This is a genomic window from Acinetobacter sp. TUM15071 (genome assembly GCF_008980925.1).
Classification (GTDB): domain Bacteria; phylum Pseudomonadota; class Gammaproteobacteria; order Pseudomonadales; family Moraxellaceae; genus Acinetobacter; species Acinetobacter dispersus.
Window position 1 is genome coordinate 88,079 of record NZ_BKGB01000008.1, and the last position, 15,935, is coordinate 104,013.

Below are 15,935 nucleotides of genomic sequence, written 5' to 3' on the forward strand. Positions count from 1 at the left end.
CAAAAGACATTTATTAAAACTAAAATTATTATGCAAAAAAATCCAGCTCCAGCACTCGTCTTGTGGATTATTTCCGCTCAAATTTTTATGGGCATCGTCGCATATGAGTGGCTTCCAGCCAGTTATCGCGGTAGTTGGGTGTTTCTGCTCATTCTGTTAATTTCTGGGGCTTTTTTAAATGTCGGAATGGCATTAGTCCTCGGCTTGATCACATTTGTGGGCGTTGCAGTCTATTTCTTTCTTGATTTGGCTAATCAAACCTATGTGGAACGTCAACTGCTATTATTGTTCGTGCTACCGATTACCCCGATCTTTTTAAGTGCAATACGTCATAATATTCAAAATGCCTTAAAAAGCTTTCGTGCAATCCAAAGTTATGATCGTAATTATCAACACGATATCTTACCGCTGACCGCCTTAAAACATTTCCAAGGCGAATTAAAAAAGCTATTGCAGCTCACGCATAAAGATCACTATAAAATTATTAGCACTCATATCAATAATACCGTACTGATTCGTGAAATGCTGGGCGAAGACATTTGGAAAGAAACCCAGAATAAAATTATGGCGATTCTTTCAAATGAAAGAGAGAGTGTGATTTACCATTTCATTAACGAAGAACTGAGTGAAATTAAAAGTATTGTCATTCACGAACCGAGCGTTGATGAACATCAGATCTATCCACACTTCATTCAAGATCTTCAAGAACTCACTGTACTCAAACTGCATATTGAGCAACATACTGAATACTTAACACCTTCCAGTCGAGAGGTGCACTGATGTCAGTATTACTCAATATCTGTGGTGTTCTAGTCGCAACCAGTAATATTCCTGATACGACGTTGCAGCAATTTTATCAGCAGTATTATCACTGCAAAATTGAAACTGCAAAAACAGAATTAACTACGCAGACTGAAGCACCTCAAACCGTTGCACAACTATTTCCACAACCTGCAACATGGTGGCCTGTATTCACTTCAGACCAACTAGATTCTGAAAGTTTCAAGCAACTGATTGAACGAGGCATCAAACCAGGTGTAATCCTGCCGAACGAATATTTTAGTGCAATTAAATATTATAAAATTAAAAAAGCCGTCAATGACGGTGCAATTCCTGTCGCCTTCTATCAAATGGCCCATGCAAAGTATTTTGCGGCTAAAGCAACTTTTTCCACCGCCATTGGCTTACGTCCTTTAGCGGCATTGATTGAAACAGGCTGGGATGAAAACCTGATTGCTCAGCCTGCTGGCAGCTACATTATCCAATCAGACAGCCCAACTGAACTGCGTATCCCTGCCCGCAAAATTCAGCATCATCAACATTATTTCTATCAAGCAATTACCGACCCATCACAAAGTTCAGGTTACCAAGTTGTGATTAACCCGCCATTGGGTATGCCCTTAAATACCATTGAATATCCTCAACTGGGGATCTCATGGGATTTGAATCGCACCCAATTTACCAGTACTACAGACGGCGTTGAAACCAGTTTATTCGGCTATATTTTAATCGGGCTGAGTACAGTGGTCATTCCGCTCGACTATATCTATTCAGCGCATTATCCGAGTTTACTCAGTACGTTCGGAAGTTCTATTTCCTGGATTTCTTTATTACTTGGCGGCGGATTACTCCTTATTTTGATTATATCTATCATTCGTAGGAGAAGAATAAATGCCCGCAATTGATATTCTTTTCTTATTTGGTTTTCTTGGGATCTGGATTCCACAAGCCTTTTGGGCATGGCTGAGCTTTCAGGCATGGAAATATTCTAAAAATGCAGCAAAGGAGCTGGAAAACCTTCCTGTTCCTGAACGATGGCCCGTATTAAGTGTCTTGATTCCAGCCTATAACGAAGGTGTCGTAATCGAAGATACTTTACATGCGATTGCACAACAGGATTATCCTGCACATGCCTATGAAGTTCTGCTGATTAATGATGGCTCTAAAGACAATACTTTAGAAATTGCGGAGCGCATGGCTGCTATTTATCCTTGCATTAAAATTGTTAATGTACCGAAAGGCATGGGTGGTAAAGGTAAGTCTCGTACACTCAACAACGGTTTACCGCATGCCACGGGAGAACTGATCGTCGTCTATGATGCTGACAGTACGCCTGAACCCGACTGTGTACGTCTATTGGCCCAAACCTTACTGGCCGATAAAAAATTAGTGGCGGTAAACGGGAAAGTCCGTACCCGTAACTGGCGTGACAGTATTTTGACCCGTTTTATTGCGATTGAATTTATTTTCTTCCAATGGATTTTCCAAGGTGGTCGCTGGCAACGGTTTGAACTGTCGACCTTAATGGGCACCAATTACGTAATCTGGCGCGATGCTCTAGAAACGCTAGGTGGTTTTGATGAAAAATCTTTGGTTGATGATACCGAGATGAGCTTTAGAATTTTCCTCGGGCAAAGACGGATTAAATGGGTGCCGTACGCGGTTGGCTGGCAACAAGACCCGCCCTCTCTAAGTGTGTTTGTAAAACAACGCTCACGCTGGACACAAGGGAATTTCTACGTCACCAGTAAATATTTGCCAATTGCACTACGGAAACCCTTCCCAATCGGTATCGAAATTTTTAACAACATCATGTGTTATGTGCTATTCGTACCCGCACTGATCTGGAGTCACATCACTTTAACTTTAGGCTTATTGGGTATTGCAGGGATTACCGTTCCGGGCCCATTTACTCTACTTTGGGGCCTATCCTTCTGTTTATATGTCGCACAAATGTGGTTCACCTTATCTTTAGAAAGAGCCAAACCTCAACTATATTTCTTCGCGGTTTTATCTTACGTAACGTATTCACAAGTGTTCTTATTTATCGTGTTTAAAGCTGCATATGACATGCTTAAAAATAAGATCCAAGGCAATTCATTACAGTGGTATAAGACTGAGCGTAGCAAGGAGAAAAAATAAATGAAAAATAACCCATTACATCATCATTTTCTAAAAGCATTAGTTGCAAGTGTCGCTCTTTCCTTGCCCGTCTTTGCTGTGGCAGATACCTTGAATACTTGGACGTTTGATAACATCAATACCTCCAATAAATATACGATTGAACCGCATTTCTTTTATGTAGGCAAAGGTTCTGAATGGCAAAATATTCGCTTTACCAGTGATTATTCCACCGAACATTTCACCACTTTATTGGTTAAGTTTGACGACAAGCTGATTTATAACACCACCTTAAACGGAGATGGCTCATTAAGCTTTGATATACCAGCAACCCAAAGTGGTTTCCATCGCCTAGACTTTATTTTACAGCAGTACTCACCCAATACCTCACCTGCCGCTGACAGAACTACCTTCTGTAGTGAGGATGTCGATCAAGTCACTTATTTAAGTAATTCTAAAATTGACTACATTCGACACAGACCAATTTATCGCTTAAAAGATTTGCCTGACGCTTTATTTAATCCTCAGGTTGTCCGTCCAACGCCCTTTGTCGGTGTCTTAAAATACGATCCAACCCATGTAAACGAAGCAAGTATGCTAGGACGTCTGATCAGCGCATGGGGATCGGTTACACCAATTCAGTGGTATGAACAAAATGCCCCAGCAGAACAAGCCCCTAACTTCTATATTGAAATTAAGAAATCAGCAACGCCGTTACCAAAAGGCACTTTGGTCCAGATCAGTACGGAAAATGATATTCCAACCCTACAAATTCAATATGATCAGCCAGAGAAACTTGTCTCTGCGATTAATGGATTACTCAATCCCAATTATTTACAACAATTAAATACCTCAGCAACCTTTCTTCCAAATAAACTGGAAACACCAAACTGGGCCAAGATTAAGCAAATCCATACTCTTTCGGACTTAGGCATTAGTGATTTCCGTTTGAATCAAGCTGAAAAAAATCTATTCTTAAATTTCCCTGCGGTTTGGCAACCTACTGATATTTTGCAAGGGCAAATTGCACTCCGTGTGCAGAGTGGTTTATTGGAAGGTTCCAACATTACCACATGGATTGATGGCGGCTTTGCTGGAAGCTTAAAAACAGCCAATTTAGATTCCGATCCAGTGAATCGACAATTCAACTATTTTGCAAAAACCATTTCAAACAATACAACTTTCAATTTGAAGCTTGAAAACTCGGTGATTGTAAATTCACAGTGTTTACCAACAGCAAAAGGCTCACTGTGGATTGATACGCAAAAATCGACGGTGAAATTGCCGCATAAATTAAAAAATGGTGTCGCATCTTTATCAATGACCTTCGCAACACATCCTACCATTGCCATTGACGGCAATGCGGGCAGTTTAGAAATTGCAATGATCATGAGTCAAGTCGCCAAGAAAATGCTGATGACTAACGATCCAATTCCCTTAAATCTAGTGAAATTAGATCCAAACAAACCTGAACTTTTAAACGTACAAGTGAATCCTAATATTTATCGGCAACAAGTGTTAATGCATCAAAATACGCTTTATGCACCTGCGACTGCCAATGGTTTCCTGGTCAGTTTCCATGATCAACGTTTTGATATTATTACTGATTCAATGCAAGGGGCTCAAAACTTTACTAAACTTTGGGAGAAAATCCAACAAAATATCCCAAACAATGCCAGTAAGATTTTGGTCACAGATAGTGGTCAAGTTTTTGTTTTGCAAAAAATTATGGTGGGCAATCAAAAAGCACCTCTCGTTAAGCAATCATCATTCTTTATCTTGGTCGTTACAATCTCTGCTATCATGATTCTTGCAATTTTGCTCTGGTACTGGCGTAAACGACCTAATGCTAAAAATAAGGCTGACTAAATCAACAACGTTAATCACGCTAAGCCTCTCAGCCTTATTGTTTTTAGGAGGTTGTACTCATCAGCTTAAGGCAGATGTACAACCTCCACAGATTGAAGGCTTGTTTTGGCAACCTGACTTAGCCACTACACCACCTTCAGGGAATTGGAATCTGCTCGGTGTTTCTACTTTTGTTCCTCAATGGTCTGTAGTGCAATCCAAGTCGTGGTTTGACCATGAAATGGGTTTTCAAAGATGGGATAAAAACATCAACCTTAAACAACTTCAACAAAAACCATGGGCTCAACATATCCTTTTAGGCTTGGCTGGAGAATATGATGAAAGGTTAGCCCGCTCCAATGTATTGCAGCTTGCCGAAAATTCTAAAAAAATCATCGAGAATACTAAATCCATTCCACTTAAAGGTTATTACTTTCCAGTGGAAGCAGACCCGACTTGGATCTGTGTCAATGATCTTGCCAAAGCGATCCGAATTTTACCAAAACCACTTTGGATCAGTATCTATAGTGGTGAACAAGCACCAGAGCATTTAGATGCTTGGTTAAAAAGCTGGTTGCCTAGCCATACAGGCGTATTCTTTCAGGATGGTGTCGGTGTCGGAACCCGTTCACCACAACAAGCGCGTATCGTTTTAGAAGACCTTCAAAAAGAATTTGGAAAAGATAATATTATCATCGTATTAGAAGCTTTCCGCCCAACGAAAGGTGGAAAATTCCGTTCCGCCTATCCTTGGGAAATCATTGAACAACTTAAAAGCTATGAAGGGCAAAAAGTATATATTTTTGACGGTCCACATTATATGAACCGTATGACTGTTTATACTGTCGCACTGTGGTACAAGCTCAGGTATGGAGCAAATACCCATTAATGCTCGTTAAAAGCTCTTATAAAAAACCAGTTCAGTACGGGTGTTGTTATAGTTTTCTGTTCCATCGGCTAAAGCATCTTTGAAATAATGCCCATATAAACGCTCAACACGTAATTTCACTGGAATATAGTTAAATGGTTGCCAAGCAACGCCAGCACCATATTCAAATAAATTATTGTAATTTTCGCCTTCCGAATCCGCTAAGGTATGTAGCTTGCCATAGGCTTGTACTGTTCCCGCTTCACCACGATAAACATTAAAACCTGAACGCAATCTCAAATCAGCAATCACATTATAATCTTCACGTGAATAGCTCGCGACATTGCCATACAAGTCAGTAAAATAATCATTCCATACTGTGCGTTGTTCTGCAGTAGGATTGGCATACCACTCTTGGTAGCCCGTGACCCCACCAACAATACTTTCACGGAATTTATCACGATTACGATCAATCAGATCATAACTGCCACCAACTTCTAAATAGGCACGGATAGGGATCGACTGCCATGGCTGATAGTTTGCGCCGATACCGACAGTCACTGCATTTTCATCAATAATTTCAGGACGGACCCCACCCTTAGATTTGGTGTCCCGGTTTAGATTTACAAAGCCATAGACCTGTGCCCGACCATTATCAAGATTCTTCCCATAACGCATTTTTAAAGGGAAAATAAAGTCGTCATAACGTGATTCATAAGACGGCGCAAAATAAATATCCTTAAAGGTCGAGGGTACAGTTGAGCCACTTAAGTTTTGCACTGCTTGTTGCGCTTTTTCAGCAATATCAGCATCTGAAGATGTCGATAATCCTTTAAAAAGTGCTAAAGCTTCTTTATTTCGTTTCTGCTGATTCAGTAAATAAGCTTCTTGTAATTTCAGTTGATCATCTTGTGGTGCAAGCTGTTCAGCCTTACGCACACTTTGAATGGCATCATTTTGTTTATTTAAGCGAATCTGCAAATAAGTCAGACTTTTCCAAACCTTGATATCTTGTGGTGTGAGTTGACTTAACTCAATCAAAATTTTCTCAGCCTGTTCAGGCTGGCTTTGTTCAATTTTATAAAACTTGTCCCAACGGTCATAAATTGGGTTGCCTGGTTTATATGCCGCATCCCCTTCTTTGACAAAATCAGAGTCAGCACTGAATGCATGCTGAACTGGTAAGATAAGACCTAAAATTAATAGTGTATGACTCAGCAGCTTATTTTTCGAATTGTTCATCGCAGATCTCAACTAAAAATATCAACAATATGGGCCATAAAAAGCCAATGTAACCCAAAGTTAAAGTGTTAAATTATTCACATATTATAACCAAATCATCGTTATGCTATCGTTAAAATAAGTTATTTTATAATAGATTAAGTTTATGAATCATCAATAAAATTTTACAAATAACCGATGATTCACTACGTTATAAATGATTGAGTTCAACCGATTTCAAAGAGCACATTATGTCCTACTCTCAACATGCTGAACCGCATGTGATACAACGTTCTGGCTGGCTACGCGCGGCTGTTTTGGGTGCCAATGATGGCATTATTTCTGTCACCAGTCTAATTATGGGAATGGCTGCAAGTGGCGCAAGTTCACATACTTTATTAATTACTTGTATCGCAGGACTTATTTCTGGTGCTACCTCAATGGCGGCAGGCGAATACATTTCGGTCAAATCTCAAGAAGACATTGAAAAATCTGATCTCCGATTTGAAGCTAGAGAACTAGAAAAAAATCCACATGCTGAACTCAAAGAATTGACTCAAATTTATATCTCACGAGGCCTAAATCCAGAACTTGCACATGAGGTTGCTAAACAACTGACTGAACATGATGCACTTGGTGCACATGCACGTGATGAGATCGGTATTCATGAAAACACCGCAGCCAATCCAGTCCAAGCCGCATTATCCTCAGCAGCGTCGTTCTCTTGTGGAGCAGCTCTGCCGATGTTGGCAATTTTACTCAGTCCAAGTTCTTGGGTAGCACGTTCAGTACTCATTACTGGGGTAATTTCACTGGCCTTGCTGGGTGCATTATCTAGCTACTTTGCCCGTACCTCCATGCTCAAAGGAAGTTTACGTATTACTTTATGGGGCATGCTGGCTATGGCATTTTCTAGTTGGGTCGGCTCACTCTTTAATGTCACACCTATATAGAAAGCTGAATTTTTTAATATAAAAATAACCTCTATATTCAATAAGTAAATAGCGATTATTATTTGCCAGCCTTTTTGTTTTTACGTTAAGGTGGTTAAAAATGGAATGAGTAAAGCATCATGTCAATTTTACAATTATTAGAAATAAAACATCCGATTTTACTTGCACCGATGGCAGGCGTTTCGACACCAGAACTTGCCGCAGAAGTCTCTAATCAAGGTGCATTAGGTTCCTTAGGTCTTGGTGCCAATACACCAGAAGCAGCCAAAGCTCAGATTTTAAAAACCCAAGAACTGACAGATCAGCCCTTTCAAGTGAATTTCTTTTGTCATCAATCAGAAGAATTGAATACTGAAACGGCACAACAATGGATTGATTATATTCGCCCTCAATTTGAGAAGTTTGATGCAACTCCCCCAACACAACTGAATTGCATTTATCCTAGCTTTTTAGACAATGATGACTATCTGCATGTGGTACTTGAAACTCGTCCTAAAGCGGTGAGTTTTCATTTTGGAATTCCACATCCCCATCAAATTCAAGCACTAAAAGATGCGGGGATTATTACGATGGTCTCTGCGACCAATTTGCTTGAAGCTCAAGCCATTGAAGCCGCTGGCATTGATATCATTATTGCGCAAGGCATTGAGGCTGGTGGGCATCGTGGTATTTTCAATCAACATTTTGATGCTGCAATTAAAACCTATGATCTAGTACAACTTATCACTCAACATTGCACATTGCCCGTAATTGCAGCAGGTGGAATCATGAATGGTGATCAAGCGAAAGCCGTACTTAAATTAGGAGCTGTCGCTGTGCAACTCGGTACCGCCTTCGTACAATGTAAAAGTTCAAGTGCAAATGCAGCCTACCGTAAAGCTCTATTTAGCCAGAACATTACTCAAGTCAGTGCAAGCCTGTCTGGTCGACCAGCCCGCGGCTTACTGGGGACTTGGCATACACAGCTTGATTCACCTAATCGCCCCAAAGTCCCTGCTTATCCATATACCTATGATTTGGCGAAACAACTCATGTCTGTTGCAAGCGCACAACATGATTTTAGTTATGGCGCATTTTGGGCAGGTAGCAATGTCGGACAAATCAGAGAACTGGAAGCAGCTGATCTGGTGAATCAACTGGTGTTAGAAATCAAAACCAACTGAATGTTTTAAATAAAAAAACCGACCTATGCTGGTCGGTTTTTTTATTGGGCTTATTTAATCGCATCAAGCAAAGTATGCTGTGCATTGTGTGGAGCCTCACCTTCTACAGGTCGTGCACGATCCCAAACACCGTCCCCCTGTAACAACCATGCTTGCTGATTATCTTTTAGATAGTTCAATAAACCGAGTTGATAGATACGCTTCTTCAACGCAGGGTCTTCAATCGGGAAACAGGCTTCAACACGGTTGAATAAGTTACGATCCATCCAGTCCGCGCTCGAACCATAAATACGTGGATTACCATTATTACTGAAATAATAAACTCGTGTATGTTCCAAAAAGCGTCCAACAATCGAACGAACACGAATGTTTTCCGACAGATTTGGCAAGCCCGGACGTAAACAACAAATGGAACGAATAATCAGATCAACCTGCACACCTGCCTGCGAAGCTTCATACAATTTATTGATCAATTGAACTTCGGTTAAGGCATTTACTTTAATAATAATTTGCGCTGGTTTGCCTTCTTTGGCATTGGTAATTTCATCATCAATATAATTAATGAGTTGTGCATGTAAAGTGAATGGCGCATGCAATAGCTTTTTCGGCTTTGCCATTTTGCCCATACCGGTTAATTCTTGGAAAATACGGTGTACGTCTTCACACAAGTCTTTGTCTGTGGTCATTAAACCGTAGTCGGTATAAATACGGGCATTGGTGGCATGGTAATTCCCAGTCCCCAAATGAACATAGCGCACCAGTTTATTATTTTCACGACGCACCACCAAAATCATTTTGGCATGGGTCTTATAACCCACAATACCGTATACGACCACGGCACCTGCTTCTTGCAGAACGTTGGCTACTTCGATATTAGACTCTTCATCAAAACGGGCACGCAGTTCGATCACTGCTGTGACTTCCTTCCCATTTCGTGCTGCTTCGGCAAGTACTTGCACGATTTCCGAATCTGCACCGCTACGGTAAAGGGTTTGCTTAATCGCCAGTACTTGCGGATCACGCGCAGCTTCACGCAACAGTTGAATCACGGGTGCAAATGATTCAAACGGATGATGCAATAAAATGTCCTGCTTCTGCATGGCAGCAAAAATACTTTCAGACTTTTTAAATGCTTTTGGAATGACAGGGGTATGTGAGTCATAGCGTAAATGTGGACGTTTAAAGTTCGACAATAAACGCGCTAAGTTCACTGGTCCATCAACACGATAGAGCTGCTCTTCGTTTAGATCAAACTCATCCAGTAAGTATTCATAAATATGCTTTGGACAGTTATGTGTCACTTCAAGACGAACTGCACGACCAAAACGACGTGAACTTAACTCACCTTTGAGCGCTTTGGCTAAATCTTCTACATCTTCATTCAAGGCTAAATCGGCATTCCGCGTGACACGGAATTGATAACAACCCGTTGCCGTCATGCCAGGGAACAAATCCGAGACATGTTCATGAATGATTGCAGACAACATTACATGATGTTCTTTGCCATCGGTTAACTCATCAGGTAAACGTACCACACGCGGCAATGAGCGTGGTGCTGGTACAACCGCAAGATCAATCTGACGGCCAAACGCATCTTTCCCTTCCAAGGTTACAATGAAGTTTAAGCTTTTGTTGACTAAGCGTGGGAATGGGTGTGCTGGATCAAGACTAATTGGAGTCAGTACAGGGGCAACTTGCTCTTGGAAATACTTTTTAATCCAGGCCGATTGTGCTGGCGTTAATTCCCCACGGCGTAAGAAGCAAATGTCTTCTTCACGCAGTTTTGGCAAGATTTGTTCATTGAGAATACGGTATTGACGTTCAATCGCAGCATGCGTGGTTTTTGAAATTTGATCAAGAACTTGTTTAGGGGTTAAACCATCTGGCGTGCGGCTTTCATTACCTAAAGTCAGTTGCTCCATCACTCCCGCAACGCGAATTTCAAAAAATTCGTCTAAATTGCGTGAAAAAATCAGCAGGAAGTTCATCCGTTCTAAAAGGGGGTGAAGTGGGTCGACGGCCTGCTCAAGTACACGAAGGTGGAAATCGAGAATTGAAATTTCACGATTAATATAACGATCGTTGTAACTGTATTCTATGGGCGCTGTTGTCGTCACTGCAGTATTCATACCGAACCTTGTCGCTTTATCATTCATCAAGTGATGATTTAAGTATGCTGCAAAATTATGTCAATTTGGTAAAAAAGCCCAATAATTTTGGGCTTTTTTTAAAATTCATCGAATTATTGCGGAAGTTGTATACCATTCATATATTTCAAGATGACGCGTTTGCGATATTGCAGCTTACGATCATTGCGGTTGTCTTGGTAATATTTAGGATTTGGTAATAATGCAGCCAAAAATGCAGCCTGCTCCCGAGTCAAACTTTTCGAACTTTTGCCATAATAAAATTGAGCTGCCGCTTCAACACCATAGATGTTCTGACCAAACTCAACCGAGTTCATATACACTTCTAAAATGCGGCGTTTTGACCACATTCGCTCCATCATCCAAGTTGCAACTGCCTCTTGGCCCTTACGAATGAATGAGCGTTTGTTATATAAGAATAGGTTTTTTGCCAGTTGTTGCGAAACGGTTGAACCACCTGCAACCAGCTCGCCTTTTTCACTATTCCGTTCCAATGCAAATTGAATTCCAGCCCAATCAAAACCATGGTGATGAATAAATTTGGCATCCTCACCCGCTAAAATAGCGCGTTTGAAATTATCACTAATATTATCGTAGTCACGCCATTCCTGTTTAATCGGCTTAAAGTCGGTTAAATAATCCCAACGCATAAACATCGTGGTTTCAACAGGGTGTGTCCGCCACCAGACCAAACTACTAAAGATCCAAAGTTGGATCAGTAGAATGACGCCGATAATCAACATTACTGCGCGTGCTAAAAAGGCTTTCATTAAAGTGCATCACTCCATCGTGCAACAAATTCATGCTAAGCTATTTTTTATATCAATAACTAGCGTAAACACATGACTGAAACGACTCCACCACAAATCAATCAAAAATTGCAAATACAAACATGGTGGTTTACTGCGCTACTGATTGCAGTCAATGTCGGATTATTTGGCTGGCAAATTCTTTCAGGTGTGAATATTACCGACCCTGCCCCAGTAGATGCAATTGCTTGGGGTGCAGATTTTACTCCACTCACCTTCACAGGTGAACCTGAACGTTTATTCAGCAGCATGTTTTTCCACTTTGGCATGATCCATTTAATGCTGAATATGTGGGCACTGTATATCTTTGGCAGTGTTGCCGAACAACTCTTTGGACGAAGCTACTATATTGGTCTGTATTTTCTTGCAGGCCTCATGGGAAGTGTACTTTCAAGTTATTTAAGCATTCGTGATGGTTATGAACTGTTGCAACAGTTTGATCCTAAACTGCTTCCACATATCAGTGCTGGGGCCTCAGGCGCAGTGATGGGCATTGGTGCCGCGTTGACCATGGTCTCATTATTTCCGCCTTTGCCACAACAGCGTTTTTGGCTCGATAAGAAATCCTTACTGATGATTATGGGCATTAACCTGATCTTTGGTTTTACTGTGTCAGGCATTAATAATGCCGCACATATCGGCGGTATGATCATGGGAGCTTTATTAGCTGCAACATGGTATTTCAGTCAAAAAACACAAAACAAAGGTTTATTCCAGATCATCGCTTTAAGTGTCGGATTGCTGTTACTTGCTTCATTTTATTGGTATTGCACGGCCTTAAGCACAGGAATCAATCCATTATGGCATGAAATCCTGCGCCAGAATCAGTCAACATTTTAAGACTGATTCATTTCTCTTAAACTTTGTAGCGGTGGAATATCGCATAAGTAGCTCAGGCGATAACGACCGATTAAAGTACAAATAATCATCATGCTCAGCGGTAAGATCAACCAAATTTCAGGATGCCATTGCACTGTCATTTGCATCCTGTGACTTGCGATTGCACTAATCACCTCTGCAAACAAACATGCCACCACACCTGACAACAATCCAATAAAACCAATCTCAAGACTGAGCATACGTTTGAGCTTATTCTTGGCAACACCAAATGAACGTAATAAAGCGACTTCTTTACGACGCTCATCCATCAGCACATTCAAACAGGCAATCAATACCAATACACCAGAGAAGCCAACCAATGCGGCGAGTACCGTGATAATCTGTACGAGCACATTCATCAAGCGCTTCACTTCCTCAAGAATACGTCCAACATCAATAAAGACTGTATTGGAGAATTGCTGAATCAATTGCACCATTTTCGGCTGATCGGCAGGTGGTAAATAGAAGCTGCCTAAATAACTGCCAGCATTTTCATCCATCGTTTCGGGTGAGAAGATGAAGAAAAAATTCGGACTAAAACTTTCCCATTCGACCGTCCGTAAATTCACCACCGTTGCTTCTAAGGTCCCTTCAGGCAAACTAAAACTGAGCTGATCACCAATTTGAATGCCAAGCTCATGCGCTGTTTTTTCCTCTACAGATACTTGTCCTGCTTTACTAAAGTTTGCAACCCCTTTGGTAATCACATTGTCTTTAGGATAAAGACTGGCTTGAGTCAGATTGAGCTCACGACGTAATGAGTTGTTTTGTTTGACCAACTCAGGCGAAAAGGCATGTCCATTTTTACTCAGTAAACGTCCACGAATATTTGGATACAGTGGCGTTGATTGCCAACCATTTTGTTCAATCTGTTGCTTAAACTGAGGCATATCAAACGGTGGTAAACCATAAACAAATTGGTTCGGCGTACCCACAGGCAATTGCTGTTGCCAACGTTGCAGTAAATCGGTTCTTAATACACTCAATACCGTAATCAAGCTTAAGCCTAAAGCCAGTGCGGTGATCTGCAAAGCAGTTTGGTGTGGAATCCGTACATAAGCCGCTAAAGGATGCTTCAGTTGTTTAATCGCTTTGAGTAGCAACCAAATCACCGCATACAAAATCACACAGAGCAACAAGATTGCTGTGAGCACCAACAGGCTTAATTGTAAGTTATCGCTGAGCACCAAACTAAAGATGATTAAACTGACAATACCAATCGCAAACATTGCCACATAAGACTTACGTGAACGCTCTTGCTGGCGAATCACTCGAATCGGTGGTGTGTTTAATAATTCCCAAATACTTGGCAAAATAAAGCCAATCAACACCATTACACTGGTAAAAATCGCAATCGGTAAGGCGTAAAGTAGATCGACGACTGCGAAGCTTAATTGCAGTTGTGGAATCAGTTGCAACATCAATTGCAGTAAACCATAGCCCAAAGCAATCCCAATCAAACTACCTAACACAATCGACAAGGCACTGACAATTCCAAGCAAGGCCGTATAAGCCAATAAAATTTGTCGCTTACTCGCCCCCAAACATCGCATCAATGCAATATGATCTTGATTCTGCTGTACATAACGCTGACTGGTTAAGGCAATCGCGATACCACAAAGTAAAATGGTCAATAGATTAGCCAGCTGCAAGAAGGTATCCAGATTTTCAATCGGCTTCATTAAACGAGTATTGGATTGACTGGCATCTCTGAGTTTCAGTGAATTTTGCTCACCTTCAAGCTGTTGATCTGCGGCCTGATCAGTACCTTGTTCATCTTTCTGAGATTGTTTAAATATGTTTTTATAGGCCTTGATTGGCTCAGGTTCAGCTGCAAGCAGCAATCGATATTCAATTCGGCTTCCAACCTGAACCGCATTGGTTTTAGCAATATCGGCTTGGTGAATAATCACCGTCGGAGAGAACCCTGAAAATCCTGTCTCTTGGTTAGAATCTCGTTCAATAATGCCCGTGACCTTAAACTGACCATCGGCAATTGCGAGTGGCTCCCCCATTTTTGCATGCAATAAATCCATCGCTCGCTGACTTAACCAGACTTCTCCTGGTTGTATCGCCTGTGCTTTGGGTTGAATCAGCAACTGACCACGCAAGGGAAAATTTGCATCTACCGCTTTGACATTCACCATCACAAATTGATCTTGGGTATGTGCCATTGAGCTAAATATAGTCACAGGAGCATGCTTTAACTTCAGTTCATCTGCCTGTTGCAGCCAATTCGGCTGAATAGGGTCCTTGTCTGATAGGACTAAATCACCACCCAGCATTTCGGCAGCTTGTAATGCCACCGCATTTTGGACTTGAGTATTACTAAACTTGAGCGCCGTGGTTGCACTGATTGCCAAAGACAATGCAATAATCAGCAGATATAAGCCCCCTGTACGAAAACTTTGTAACAGTAAGGGTTTCAAGACTGAACTCATACCCCCTCCTGCAACTTGACGATTTCCTGAATTTGACCATCGGCGAGTTTGACATGGCGTTGGCAAAGTGCAGCCAAGTTTTGATCATGCGTGACCAATACTAATGTTGTACCGAGTTCTTTATTTAAATCAAATAACAGTTGTTCAACCTCTTCCGCAGTTTGTCCATCTAAATTCCCTGTAGGTTCATCTGCAAAAATGATTTTTGGCTCGGCAATCAAAGCGCGTGCAATCGCAACACGTTGCTGCTCTCCCCCTGAAAGTACTTTCGGCGTTTGCTGCGCTTGTCGAATCAGTCCGACCCGTTCCAACCATGCCAATGCTTTTTGTTCTGCCTGTTTGAAATTAAAGTCTGGTTGCAAACGTAACGGCAACATCACATTTTCCAATGCACTTAACTGCGGCAACAACTGAAATGATTGAAATACAAAGCCAATATTCTCTAAACGGACACGGGCACGTTGTTCTTCAGTAAGCGTATGAACAGCTTCTCCACAAACCCATAACTCGCCCAGACTCGGTCGATCCAATGTCGCGAGGATACCTAATAAGGTTGATTTTCCTGAGCCTGAACGTCCTGTAATGGCAATTTGTTCACCTTGATAGATGTCTAAATTAATATCTTTTAAGATGCTGAGGCTTTGCTGATTGATTTGAATATTTTGTGTAACTTTTTGGGCAGAGATAATCGGTTGTGGCATGATG

General features: G+C 41.3%; 13 protein-coding genes. 8 read left to right on the plus strand and 5 right to left on the minus strand.

What is annotated here, in order from left to right; genetic code table 11:
- Positions 1-30: 30 nt before the first annotated feature.
- From GBI66_RS09580 to GBI66_RS09600, 5 genes are read left to right on the plus strand one after another with little or no spacing between them, the layout of a single operon-like run.
- A complete protein-coding gene (locus GBI66_RS09580; protein WP_151715927.1) occupies positions 31-780 on the plus strand; it encodes a hypothetical protein in 750 nt (249 codons plus the stop codon).
- Entirely contained in the window at positions 780-1,685 is a 906-nt protein-coding gene (locus GBI66_RS09585) for a hypothetical protein (RefSeq protein ID WP_005184158.1), read from the plus strand. The genes GBI66_RS09580 and GBI66_RS09585 overlap by 1 nt, the downstream gene beginning before the upstream one ends.
- Positions 1,672-2,922, plus strand: coding sequence for a glycosyltransferase family 2 protein (locus GBI66_RS09590; RefSeq protein ID WP_005184164.1), 1,251 nt, complete (start codon positions 1,672-1,674; stop codon positions 2,920-2,922). The genes GBI66_RS09585 and GBI66_RS09590 overlap by 14 nt, the downstream gene beginning before the upstream one ends.
- Entirely contained in the window at positions 2,923-4,770 is a 1,848-nt protein-coding gene (locus tag GBI66_RS09595; RefSeq protein ID WP_151715928.1) for a hypothetical protein, read from the plus strand.
- On the plus strand, positions 4,748-5,638 hold the full coding sequence (locus tag GBI66_RS09600; protein ID WP_151715929.1) for a hypothetical protein: 891 nt from the start codon (positions 4,748-4,750) through the stop codon (positions 5,636-5,638). Before GBI66_RS09595 ends, GBI66_RS09600 begins: the two co-directional genes overlap by 23 nt.
- A 6-nt stretch (positions 5,639-5,644) precedes the next feature.
- On the opposite strand, the gene GBI66_RS09605 is transcribed toward GBI66_RS09600, so the two are convergent.
- On the minus strand, positions 5,645-6,859 hold the full coding sequence (locus tag GBI66_RS09605; protein ID WP_151715930.1) for a M48 family metallopeptidase: 1,215 nt from the start codon (positions 6,857-6,859) through the stop codon (positions 5,645-5,647).
- A gap of 230 nt (positions 6,860-7,089) precedes the next feature.
- Here GBI66_RS09605 and GBI66_RS09610 point away from each other — a divergent pair, with 230 nt between their 5' ends.
- Both GBI66_RS09610 and GBI66_RS09615 read left to right on the plus strand, forming a co-directional pair.
- Positions 7,090-7,791 (plus strand): VIT family protein, encoded by a 702-nt coding sequence (locus GBI66_RS09610; protein ID WP_005184177.1) that lies wholly within the window; start codon positions 7,090-7,092, stop codon positions 7,789-7,791.
- A gap of 119 nt (positions 7,792-7,910) precedes the next feature.
- Entirely contained in the window at positions 7,911-8,954 is a 1,044-nt protein-coding gene (locus GBI66_RS09615; RefSeq protein ID WP_151715931.1) for a nitronate monooxygenase family protein, read from the plus strand.
- A 50-nt stretch (positions 8,955-9,004) separates the two neighbouring features.
- Here the strand turns inward: GBI66_RS09615 and ppk1 are convergent, their stop codons facing one another.
- Together ppk1 and mtgA are read right to left on the minus strand one after the other, a co-directional pair.
- Positions 9,005-11,083 (minus strand): polyphosphate kinase 1, encoded by a 2,079-nt coding sequence (gene ppk1 / locus GBI66_RS09620; protein ID WP_151715932.1) that lies wholly within the window; start codon positions 11,081-11,083, stop codon positions 9,005-9,007.
- 113 nt (positions 11,084-11,196) lie between these two features.
- Positions 11,197-11,871, minus strand: a complete 675-nt coding sequence (gene mtgA, locus GBI66_RS09625; protein WP_005184188.1) for a monofunctional biosynthetic peptidoglycan transglycosylase — start codon at positions 11,869-11,871, stop codon at positions 11,197-11,199.
- A 72-nt stretch (positions 11,872-11,943) separates the two neighbouring features.
- On the opposite strand from mtgA, the gene GBI66_RS09630 reads away from it, so the two are divergent.
- Complete coding sequence (locus tag GBI66_RS09630; RefSeq protein ID WP_151715933.1) at positions 11,944-12,750, plus strand: rhomboid family intramembrane serine protease; 807 nt, start codon at positions 11,944-11,946, stop codon at positions 12,748-12,750.
- Here the strand turns inward: GBI66_RS09630 and GBI66_RS09635 are convergent.
- Both GBI66_RS09635 and GBI66_RS09640 read right to left on the minus strand, forming a co-directional pair.
- Positions 12,747-15,230, minus strand: a complete 2,484-nt coding sequence (locus GBI66_RS09635; RefSeq protein ID WP_151715934.1) for an ABC transporter permease — start codon at positions 15,228-15,230, stop codon at positions 12,747-12,749. The genes GBI66_RS09630 and GBI66_RS09635 overlap by 4 nt on opposite strands.
- Positions 15,227-15,931 carry an ABC transporter ATP-binding protein gene (locus tag GBI66_RS09640; protein ID WP_004801429.1) on the minus strand — a complete coding sequence of 235 codons (705 nt, stop codon included), beginning with the start codon at positions 15,929-15,931 and terminating at the stop codon, positions 15,227-15,229. Before GBI66_RS09640 ends, GBI66_RS09635 begins: the two co-directional genes overlap by 4 nt.
- Positions 15,932-15,935 lie beyond the last annotated feature (4 nt).

What these genes read in the sequence shown, in the direction of transcription:
- GBI66_RS09630 (WP_151715933.1), top strand. Translation starts at nt 11,944, where the DNA reads ATGACTGAAACGACTCCACCACAAATCAATCAAAAATTGCAAATACAA.
- GBI66_RS09635 (WP_151715934.1), bottom strand. Translation starts at nt 15,230, where the DNA reads ATGAGTTCAGTCTTGAAACCCTTACTGTTACAAAGTTTTCGTACAGGG.
- GBI66_RS09580 (WP_151715927.1), top strand. Translation starts at nt 31, where the DNA reads ATGCAAAAAAATCCAGCTCCAGCACTCGTCTTGTGGATTATTTCCGCT.
- ppk1 (WP_151715932.1), bottom strand. Translation starts at nt 11,083, where the DNA reads ATGAATACTGCAGTGACGACAACAGCGCCCATAGAATACAGTTACAAC.
- GBI66_RS09590 (WP_005184164.1), top strand. Translation starts at nt 1,672, where the DNA reads ATGCCCGCAATTGATATTCTTTTCTTATTTGGTTTTCTTGGGATCTGG.
- GBI66_RS09640 (WP_004801429.1), bottom strand. Translation starts at nt 15,931, where the DNA reads ATGCCACAACCGATTATCTCTGCCCAAAAAGTTACACAAAATATTCAA.
- GBI66_RS09615 (WP_151715931.1), top strand. Translation starts at nt 7,911, where the DNA reads ATGTCAATTTTACAATTATTAGAAATAAAACATCCGATTTTACTTGCA.
- GBI66_RS09605 (WP_151715930.1), bottom strand. Translation starts at nt 6,859, where the DNA reads ATGAACAATTCGAAAAATAAGCTGCTGAGTCATACACTATTAATTTTA.
- GBI66_RS09595 (WP_151715928.1), top strand. Translation starts at nt 2,923, where the DNA reads ATGAAAAATAACCCATTACATCATCATTTTCTAAAAGCATTAGTTGCA.
- GBI66_RS09600 (WP_151715929.1), top strand. Translation starts at nt 4,748, where the DNA reads ATGCTAAAAATAAGGCTGACTAAATCAACAACGTTAATCACGCTAAGC.
- GBI66_RS09610 (WP_005184177.1), top strand. Translation starts at nt 7,090, where the DNA reads ATGTCCTACTCTCAACATGCTGAACCGCATGTGATACAACGTTCTGGC.
- mtgA (WP_005184188.1), bottom strand. Translation starts at nt 11,871, where the DNA reads ATGAAAGCCTTTTTAGCACGCGCAGTAATGTTGATTATCGGCGTCATT.
- GBI66_RS09585 (WP_005184158.1), top strand. Translation starts at nt 780, where the DNA reads ATGTCAGTATTACTCAATATCTGTGGTGTTCTAGTCGCAACCAGTAAT.